Genomic DNA, 9,391 nt, shown 5'->3' with positions numbered 1-9,391 from the left:
CGGCCCGCCGACTGCCATCGGCCGCACGGCCGCCGGCCTTTCCGGTGTGATGACGAAGTGCCCCTGATCTGCGACACCCAGGCCGTTGCCTGTCGTACACACCGCGTGGTCCCCGATTGCCCATCCGTGTACTGCACTGCCGAGCCGGGATCACCGGTCCGGTTCCGTGTCGAAGGCCACGAACCTCAACTCCGAGGTGTAACGACGGCCTTCGTCGTCGGTGAGCCAGGTCTGCTCCGGGGTGGGCAGCATCTCGGTGAACGCGACCGTGCCCTCCGGTTCCTTGCGGGCCAGGCGGCGCAGGGCCTTGGCGAGAATGGTGACGTAGACGGGGCTGTCGAAGTCGACGTAGAAGGGGCGCGACTCGGTCGGCAGGACGGCGAACGCATAGCGAGGCAGGCCCAGTTCGGTGCGCCAGCGGCGGGCCCGGACGAAGCGCCGGGCTTCGTCCTTCTCGTCGGCGAACCCGGCGTGCGCCGCCGGCAGACGCCAGGTCTCGCGGGCGACCACCAGGCGGTCGAGGGTGACGCGGGGCGTGTGGTCCGCCTCCGGCAGCAGTCGGAAGAGGTCCATCGACAAGGTGGTCAGAACGTGGGAGAAGACGTCCACCGCCGGGAAGGCCGTGCCGTCCGCGAGCCTGACCACGAGGTCGCCGTCGCGGTCCTCGACCGTGGCGTCGGCGCTGCGGACCGTGCGGGGACGGGCGGGGTCGGCGGTGAAGTCCGCCAGGGCCACCAGGTGGTCCTGGGGGCGTACGAGGGTGTGGCGGACCCGGGCTGACAGGCGTGCGCGATGCTCCTTCGGGATCAGGGGCATGAGACGCGGACCGGGGTGATCGCGGTCGGTGAGGTCGAGCAGTTCGGTGACGTCCGGGTGCTGGTGGGTGAAGAGGGAGGCTCCCAAGGTGTTGGCGGCGAGATGGAGTTCGCCGAGGACGAGGGTGAAGTCGCCGCGCGCGACGGCCTCGGCGCCGTCGGCGGCGATCAGCACGTCCGGGCTCAGATAGCGGGCAGCCGTCCACCCGTCGCCGGTGGCCGCGAACCGCTCTCGTACCGCCGCCTCGACGTCGGCCGACGCCACGGCCACGCGCCGAGCGCCCGCGGGAACCTTCAGGATGCGCTGCCAGCGTGCGGCGAACTCCCGCTGCGCGTCGCAGGCGGCGCTGCGGGCGGCGCCGTGCAGCACCGGCAGGGAGGCGAACCAGAAGGACGCCAGGTCGACCGGGCCCTCGGCGGCGAGGCGGTCGTGGACACGGCGTGTCTCCTCCTTCACCACCGCCGCCAGCCCAGAGGTCAGCCAGGCGGCGCTGTCCATCAGCAGCCGCAGCGGGCGAAGTGCGTCGAGCACCGCGGGGCCGAGGCGGGCGGTGGCGGACCGGCGCGCGTCGGAGTACACCAGCGACCGGCAGGGCGCGGTCGACGCGGACTTCTCCCGTACCGCGGCCGTGGCGGTGAGTTCGGTGAAGTCGCGTTCGAGTGCCGTCAGCGCCTCGATCAGGGCGTCGACGTCACGGGCCGCCGCTACCGCGCCGCGCCCTCGCTCCAGCCGGTCCAGCGCCTCCAGACCCCGTCGGCGTGGTCCGGCCGCGCCGACGGTTTCGAGGAAGGCGCGCAGGTCCCGGTCGGGGTGGGTGCCGGCGGGAACCTCCAGCCGCCACTGCACCCAGCGGCGGGCGACAAGGTCGGCCAGGACGGCGGGGACGTCGGTGCCCGGCAGTTCGGCGGCGATCCGCCGGGCCGGCCGGACGCCGTCGCAGCGGGCGAGGACGGCCGCTTCCTCCGCGGACACGGTGACGGCGCGCCGGCCGGGCACCCGGACACGGTCGCCGTCCAGCACCAGGAACGGCATGCGGCGGGGTGCGGTCCACTCCCGCAGGTCGGGGTCGGCGTCCAGGGTCTTCGCGAGCGCGTCGATGCCCCAACTTGCCCAGTAGACGGTGGATTTGGCGATCATGCCCGCTCCAGGGTCGACGGCGACGCCCTGCGCGGAGGGGTCCCAGCGGCCCCAGCCGACCGGGCCGAAGAAGCCGATCGTGTCGTTCTTCACGCAGAACCGCTGCCAGTAGTGGGCGACCAGCTCCTCGCGCTGACGGGGCATGCTGCTGCGGCTGTCGGCACTCGGGGTCCAGCGCAGGAACGGGGCGATGCCGGAGGTGAGCACCGGCCGGTTCTGCCAGGCCACCGCCTCCCGGAAGGCCGGCATGCGGGCGATGTCCTGCAGGTTGTTCGCGGTCTCCACGGCGGACTCCGCGAAGAGGCGGGCGAAGCCTGCCCACGCGGGACCGTCGAGCGGCTCGTCGGCCTCGAACTTGTCGGCCGCTTCGGCCAGTCCGGCGGGGGCGAGCCGCAGGACACCGTCGGCGGGGAAGCCCGGTCCGCGCAGGGCGAACTGCTCCCACAGACGCCAGCGGCCGAGGGACGGCACGAGATCTTCGGTCATGGCACGGCTCTCCTTGGCGAGCACGGGTGGACGGTCCTTGCCGGGAGAGCCGGTCAGGCGGCGCCGTAGTCGGCCTCGACGACCTCGGCCAGTTCCAGCGGCGTCGGGTACGCGAAGACCAGGGAGACCGGGACGTCTGCGCCCAGTTCCTCCTGGAGGCGGCCGGTGATCTGGAAGGCGGTGAGCGAGTCGCCGCCCGCCTCGTAGAAGTCGGTCTCCGCGGTGAGGTCGGGCAGGCGGAGCACCTCCCGGAAGATGCCGACCAGCAGGTCGACGGTGTCGACGGCGGTGGCCGGACCGGCAGGGGTGGCGGTGTTCGAGGTCATGACGTGTGTTCCTTCTCGTTCGTTCGGGTGTGGGTGAGGTACGAGGCGTGCAGACGGGCGGGTGTGTTGCCGCCCGAGACGATGGCCACGGCCCGTTCGCGGCGGCCGGCGCGCAGCGCTCCGGCGAGGGCGACGGCTCCGCTCGGTTCGGCTTCGACGCCGAGGCGGTGCAGCAAGGCCGTGGCGGCCAGGATCTCGGCGTCGCCGACGGCGATCAGTTCGTCGACGCGGTCCCGGATGATCGGGTAGGGGACGCGCCCGGGGTACTGGCCGCGCAGCCCGTCCGCGACGGTGGTGCGGGCGGGCAGTCGGACCGGACGACCGGCGGCCAGGGAGCGCGCGTAGCGCGGGGTGAGGGAGGGTTCGACGCCGACCACCCGGACGGGGCGGGAACCGGCGGCGAGGCAGAGGCCCGCGAGGAGTCCGCCGCCGCCGGTGGGGACGTAGACCGTCTCGATGTCGGGGGCGTCGGCCAGCAGTTCGAGTCCGACCGTGCCCTGTCCGGCGACGACCAGGGGATGGTCCGAGGACGGGACGAGGACCGCGCCCCGCTCGGCAGCCAGAATCCGGGCGCGCTCCTCCCGTTCCGCCACTCCGCCGCCGACCTGGACGGTCTCGGCGCCGAGCGCGCGGATGGCGGCGGCCTTCGCCGGCGTCGCGCCCGCTGCCAGAACGACGGTCAGCCGGATGCCGAGCGAGCGAGCGATCCGGGCCAGGGCGATCCCGTGGTTCCCGGAGGAACCCGTGACAACCCGGTCGGCGCCCAGGGCGAGGACGGCGTTGGCGGCCCCGCGCATCTTGAACGAGCCGCCGAGCTGGAGGTGTTCGGCCTTCAGTAGCAGCCCCGTGCCGTGTGTCGCGGTCCCCGGGCCGGGGATCAGCGGGGTGCGGATGACGTACGGTGCGATACGGGCGGCGGCGGCCCTGAGGTCGGCCTCGCCGAGTCCCGGCTCGGCCGCCCCACTCCCGGCGACGCCGAGCCCACTTACGACCGCGGCACCGAGCCCCTTGCAGGGCACGTCCAACCCGGCCTCGTGCAGGCCCGTCCCGGGATCGCCCCCGACGGTCCCCACGTCAACGGCTCCTCGGACGGCACCCCTTCCGGATCGCACATCACCGCCTCCGGCCCGGGCGGCACCGTCTACGGATCGCACGTGACCGGCCGCCGCTCCCGTGTCACCGGCCCCGACCGGGGCGGCCGTGGTTCCCCTGCGCACACCGGTGGCGGTCATGACGTCATCCCAGCGGCCAGCGTCCGGCGGTCGGCCTTGCCGCCGCGCGTGGTGGGCAGGGTGTCCAGGCGCAGGAAGCGGCGCGGCATCAGGTGCGGCGGCAGCGAGTCGGCGAGGTGGGCGCGCAGCCGCGCGTCCTTGGTGCCGGCCAGGTCGCCGGTGACATGGGCGAGCAGGTACGCACGGCCCTGCTCGTCGGTGTGCGGTGTCACCACCGCCCCCGTGACGCCCGGATACGCCAGCAGCGCCCCCTCGACCTCGGCCGGGTCGACACGGTAGCCGCGGATCTTGACCTGGCGGTCGGTGCGGCCGGCGTAGCGCAGCCCTCCGGGTCCCCACCAGCCGAGGTCGCCGGTGCGGTAGAGGCGGGCGCCCGGCGGACCGAGGGGGTCCGGGACGAAGCAGGCGGCCGTGCGAGCGGGGAGCCCGCCGTAGCCGCGGGCCACGCCGGCTCCCCCGATGTACACCTCGCCCACCGTGCCGTCGGCGACCGGGGTCAGGTCCGCGTCCAGCACCCGGACGACGGTACCGGCGCGGGGCAGGCCCACGAGGTCGGTGGAGGGGTCGGGCGGGGCGGGCACGCTGTGCCGGGTGGTGGTCATGGTGCACTCGGTCGGACCGTACTGGTTGACGAGCCGCCCGGGTACGAGGCCGCGGCCTCCCGCGGCGAGGAAGGGCCTCAGCGATTCCCCGCTGGAGGCGACCAGGGCGACACCGGCCAGCGGGTCGGGCAGACCGGGCACGTCGGCCCGGCCGGCCAGGTGGGACAGGAAGGACGGGGTGACGCTGAGCAGGGCGGTCACCCGGTGCTCGCGCACGGTGCGGGCGAACTCCGCGGGGCGCAGCAGCCGGGCCCGGTCCACGATCACCAGGCGTGCTCCGGCCAGCAGCGGTACGAAGGTGTCCCGGATCGAGGCGTCGTATCCGAGGGGTGCCGTCTGCAGGGCCACGGTGTCCGGGCCGAGGCCGAACTCGCTTGCGGTGTCGCGGAGATAGGCGTCGAGGGAACCGTGTTCGACGAGGACTGCGCCGGGTTCCCCCGTGCTGCCGGAGGTGTGGCTGACGTAGGCGAGAGCCTGGGGGTCGACCGGGCCGGTGGGCGGCGGGCCGTCCGTGGCGCCGGGCCGGTCGGGCCGGTCGAGGGCGACCGTGGGCAGGCTCAGGTCCAGGGCCGGGGCGAGGGCCGAGTGGGTCAGCAGCAGGCGGGCGCCGGCGCTGCGGACGAAGGCCGTGAGCCGGTCGTGGGGCAAGCCGACGTCCAGGGTGAGGAAGGCGGCACCGCAGTGCAGCACGGCGGCCATGGCCGCGACCGCGTCGGTGCCGTGTTCGACGGCCACGGCGCAGACGGTCTCGGGGCGGACAGCGTGGGCGCGCAGCAGGCGGGCGATCTCCTCGATCCGGGTGGCGAGCCGGGCGTACGTCACGTCACCGCAGGGCGTGCTGAGCGCGACGCGTTCCGGGTGGCGGGCGGCGTGTGCGGCGATGTCGTCGGCGACCGTGCGCATCACTTCTCCCCCGCCTCGGTGACGGTCAGGTCGACGGCCACGAACCGAAGTTCCGAGGTGTGGCGGCGCCCCTCGTCGTCGGTGAGCCATGCCTGTTCGGGGGTAGGCAGCATCTCGCTGACCTTCAGCCGGGCCCCGGGGTCCTTGCGGGCGAGCCTGCGCGCCGCCTTGGCGAGGATGGTGACGTACACCGGGCTGTCGAAGTCGACGTAGAACGGCCGGGGTTCGGTCGGGGAGACCACGAACACGAACCGGGGAAGCTCGTGCCGAAGCTGCCAGTGCCGGGCCCGCACGAAGCGGGCGGCCTCCGTCTTCTCGTCGGCGAAGTCCACGTCCGAGACGGGCAGTTGCCAAGTCTCGCGGGCGAGGGTCATGCGGTCCACGGTGATGCGCGGGGTGTGCTCGCCCTCGGGGCGCAGGGTGAAGCGGTCCATGACGCGCTGGGTGAGGGTGTTGGCGTAGGCGTCGAGCACGTCGTACGCGGTGCCGTCGGGCAGGACGGCCGTGAGCCGGCCGGCCCGGTCCTCGACGCGGACGTCGGCGCTCGCCGCCGTGCGCGGGCGGTGCGGGTCGCCCGTCTGGTCGACCAGGGCCACGTAGTGGTCCTGGGGCCGGTCCAGCGAGGGCCGGCTGCGGGTGGACCACTTCAGTGGCAGTTCCTTGGGCAGCATGGGAAGCAAGCGCGGTCCGGGGAAGTCGCGGGTGGTCTCGGCGAGCAGTTCGTCCCGGTCGGGGTGCTGGTGCACGAACAGTGAGGCGCCCATCGTGTTGAGCGCGCAGTGCATCTCGCCGAGGACGAGTCGCACGTCGCCGCGGGCGAGGGCGTCCTCGTCGTCGGCGACGACCAGCACGTCGGGGCTGATGTACCGGGCCAGCGACCAGCCGTCGCCGGGCTCGTCGAACTCCCGGCGCACCCCTTCGGCCAGTTCGGCCGTGGTCAGCCGGACCCTGCGCCCCCCCGGCGGAACGTCGAGGATCCGAGCCCACTTGGCGCGGAGTTCGGCCTGTACGGCGTCGACGAGGTCGCCGGCGTCGGGGTGCGGGGAGGGCAGCGTGTGCAGCCACAGGGTGGCCAGGTCGACCGGCTCGCCGGTGGCGCGCAGCCGGTCGTACACGGTGTGCAGGCGGGCGCGGACGGCCTCGGCGAAGCGGTTCGTCATCCAGCGGGCGGCCGTCAGGCACAGCTGGAGCGGTTCGAGGTGGGCCAGCAGTCCGGCGCCTAGGGTGGCGGTGGCGGCACGTCGGGCGTCGGAGTACACCAACCCCCGGCAGGGCGCGGTGCGTTCACCCTTGGCGCGCTGGGCCTCGCTGTCGGTCAGCGCGGCGAAGTCTGCCTCCAGCGCGCCGATCGCGGCGGTCAGCGCGGTGGCGTCGGCGCCGGCGGCGCGTACGGCGTCCCGGCCGCGTTCCAGTACGGCGAGGCGTTCCAGCGCCCGTTCGCGCACGGCCTCATCGGGGACGCGCTCCAGTATACGGCGCAGGGCGCGGTCGGGGTGGGTGTCGGCGGGGACCTCCAGCCGCCACTGGACCCAGCGGTGGGTGACCAGGCCCCTGACGATGTCGGCCGTTTCGTCCTCGCTCAGGGCCAGTTCAGCGGCGATGGCGTTCAAGTGCCTGGTGCCGTCGCAACGTTCCAGAACAGCCAGGTCCCGTGCTGCGACCTGCTGGGCCGGGCGTCCCGGGACCCGTGCCGTGCCGTCCGCGCAGCGCACGAACGACACCCGGCGCGGCGGGATCCAGCGCATCAGCGCGCTGTCCGCGGCCAGGACCTTCGCGAGCGCGTCGATCGCCCAGCCGGAGAAGTACACCTCCTGCGCGGCGAGGAGGCCGGTGCCGGGGTCCACCAGGATGCCGCCGGGCTCGGAGGGGGCCCAGCGGCCCCAGCCGACCGGGCCGAAGAAGCCGATCGTGTCGTTCTTCACGCAGAACCGCTGCCAGTAGTGGGCGACCAGCTCCTCGCGCTGACGGGGCATGCTGCTGCGGCTGTCGGCACTCGGGGTCCAGCGCAGGAACGGCGCGATGCCGGTGCGCAGGACGGCGGGGTTCTGCCAGGCGAGAGCCGCCTGGAAGCGGGGCTGGGCGGCGATGCCCTGGAGGTACCGGGCGGTGTCCACGGCGGCCGTGGCGAGGTCCTCGGCGAACGCCTGCCACTGCGGTCCGGACAGCTCGGTGCCGGGACCGAACTTGTCGGCGGCCTGGGCGAGTCCGGGCGGGGCGAGCCGCAGCACGCCGTCGGCGGGGAAGCCCGGGCCGCGGAGCGCGAACTGCTCCCACAGCCGCCAGCCTCCGCCCGGCAGCAGGACGGTCGCGTGCTCGTCCGACATCGCGTGCTCCTTCCGGAAGGGGGTGTTCGGTGATCGCTCGGCCCGGCCGGGCGGTTCGCGACCGGAGAGCACGGTCCCGCGTCACGGCCGTGCGTCACCAGAGAAGATCCGGCAGCAACGCGCGCCGCCGGTTCGGCGCGTTCCTCCCTGACCCGGCCGGGCGGTTGCGGACACGCTTGGCGGGTCGGCTCCGAACCGTGGCCGGCCCCATCACCTACGGGAGGTTCACCGTGACGCAAGCCAACTCCGCGACCGGCGCGGGCGGCGCAGAGGCCCGCCCCGGCACCGACGACGTGTATCTCGTCGTGCGCAACGACGAGGAGCAGTACTCGATCTGGCGGGCGGACCGCAAGCTGCCCGCCGGCTGGTACCGGGAGGGCCTGAGCGGCACCAGCCAGGAGTGCCTGGACCACATCGGCGTGATCTGGACCGACATGCGCCCGCTCAGCCTGCGCCGCCGACTGGCCGGGGTCGATGCCTGAGGCCGGGCCGGCTCTGCTGGCGGTCGGGCCGTCCCACCCCCCGCCGGCGGCTCCGCTCGCCGGACCGCTGTGCCCCGCCGTACTGGATCTGTCCGCACCGCATCACCGGACGTGCGCGGCGGGCCCGCGCACGCCGCCGGCGCCGGCGCTGTTGGAGCTGTACCTGGCCGAGGTGGGGGCGCAGGACGACCGCGCGCTGCTACGGGCCCAGGAGTTGCTGGACGCCGAGGAGCGGGCGCGGGCCGGCGCGTTCCGCCGCACACGGGACCGCGACGCCTACGTGGTCGCGCACGCGGCCCTGCGGACGGTGCTCAGCCGGCTGCTGGGCATCCGGGCCGAGGCGCTGCCGCTGATGCGCGAGCCGTGCGCGGGCTGCGGAGGTCCGCACGGCCGGCCCGCGCTGCGCACGCCGGGGGTGCACTTCTCCCTGTCGCACAGCGGGGACCTGGTGCTGGTGGCGCTCGCCGGCGCGCCGGTCGGTGTCGATGTGGAGGAGCTGGCCACCGCGGAGGCGGTGCGCAGCGCGCACCGCGCGCTGCACGCGGCGGAGGCGGAGGAACTCGCACGGCTGCCGGTGCACGAGCGGCAGGCGGCTTTCACCCGGACCTGGGTGCGAAAGGAGGCGTATCTGAAGGGAATCGGTACGGGGCTGGTGCGCGATCCGGCCCTCGACTACGTCGGCACCGGGTCGCGGCCGGCCGCGCCGGCACCGGAATGGACCCTGGGGGACGTCCTCGTCCCGACGGGGTACGCGGCGGCGGTGGCGCTGCGGAGGGAGTGACGCCGCACGCCCGCACCACGCTCAGAACACCGCGCACGGGAGCACGCCACACAGCGGCACGCCTCACGGAAACACCGCACGCGGGAGCACACCGCACGGAAACACCGCACGCACGAGAGCGAAACCCACGAGAGAGGCACAAGCGAGAGAGGCGAAGGCGCCAGCGGGGGGGGGGGGGGGGGGGGGGGGGGGGGGGGGCGGGGGGGGGGGGGGGGGGGTGGGGGGGGGGGGGGGGTGGGGGGGGGGGGGGGTGGGGGGGGGGGGTGGGGGGGGGGGTAGGGGCAGGCTCGCTGCGGTGGTGC

General features: G+C 74.5%; 7 protein-coding genes. 2 read left to right on the top strand and 5 right to left on the bottom strand.

Going from position 1 to position 9,391, the window contains the following annotated elements; all coding sequences use genetic code 11:
- Positions 1-150 precede the first annotated feature (150 nt).
- The 5 genes from ACZ6KY_RS24495 to ACZ6KY_RS24475 form a co-directional block, all read right to left on the bottom strand.
- Entirely contained in the window at positions 151-2,439 is a 2,289-nt protein-coding gene (locus ACZ6KY_RS24495; protein ID WP_469312414.1) for a lantibiotic dehydratase, read from the bottom strand.
- A 53-nt stretch (positions 2,440-2,492) separates the two neighbouring features.
- The gene (locus ACZ6KY_RS24490; protein WP_401336579.1) at positions 2,493-2,765 is read right to left on the bottom strand and encodes an acyl carrier protein; all 273 of its coding nucleotides are present in this window, start codon (positions 2,763-2,765) and stop codon (positions 2,493-2,495) included.
- A complete protein-coding gene (locus ACZ6KY_RS24485) occupies positions 2,762-3,838 on the bottom strand; it encodes a threonine ammonia-lyase (RefSeq protein WP_469312413.1) in 1,077 nt (358 codons plus the stop codon). Before ACZ6KY_RS24485 ends, ACZ6KY_RS24490 begins: the two co-directional genes overlap by 4 nt.
- A gap of 155 nt (positions 3,839-3,993) precedes the next feature.
- Positions 3,994-5,502 (bottom strand): amino acid adenylation domain-containing protein, encoded by a 1,509-nt coding sequence (locus ACZ6KY_RS24480; RefSeq protein ID WP_469312412.1) that lies wholly within the window; start codon positions 5,500-5,502, stop codon positions 3,994-3,996.
- On the bottom strand, positions 5,502-7,826 hold the full coding sequence (locus tag ACZ6KY_RS24475) for a lantibiotic dehydratase (protein WP_469312411.1): 2,325 nt from the start codon (positions 7,824-7,826) through the stop codon (positions 5,502-5,504). The genes ACZ6KY_RS24480 and ACZ6KY_RS24475 overlap by 1 nt, the downstream gene beginning before the upstream one ends.
- A gap of 293 nt (positions 7,827-8,119) precedes the next feature.
- Between ACZ6KY_RS24475 and ACZ6KY_RS24470 the strand changes: the two genes are divergently transcribed.
- Together ACZ6KY_RS24470 and ACZ6KY_RS24465 are read left to right on the top strand one after the other, a co-directional pair.
- On the top strand, positions 8,120-8,308 hold the full coding sequence (locus tag ACZ6KY_RS24470; RefSeq protein WP_469312472.1) for an MbtH family protein: 189 nt from the start codon (positions 8,120-8,122) through the stop codon (positions 8,306-8,308).
- Positions 8,301-9,089, top strand: coding sequence for a 4'-phosphopantetheinyl transferase family protein (locus ACZ6KY_RS24465; RefSeq protein ID WP_401336591.1), 789 nt, complete (start codon positions 8,301-8,303; stop codon positions 9,087-9,089). The genes ACZ6KY_RS24470 and ACZ6KY_RS24465 overlap by 8 nt, the downstream gene beginning before the upstream one ends.
- Positions 9,090-9,391: the final 302 nt, after the last annotated feature.

It is taken from the genome of Streptomyces sp. NPDC042002 (assembly GCF_055588305.1).
Note: the sequence above shows the minus strand (reverse complement) of the source record. Positions and strands in the feature narration are given on the sequence as shown.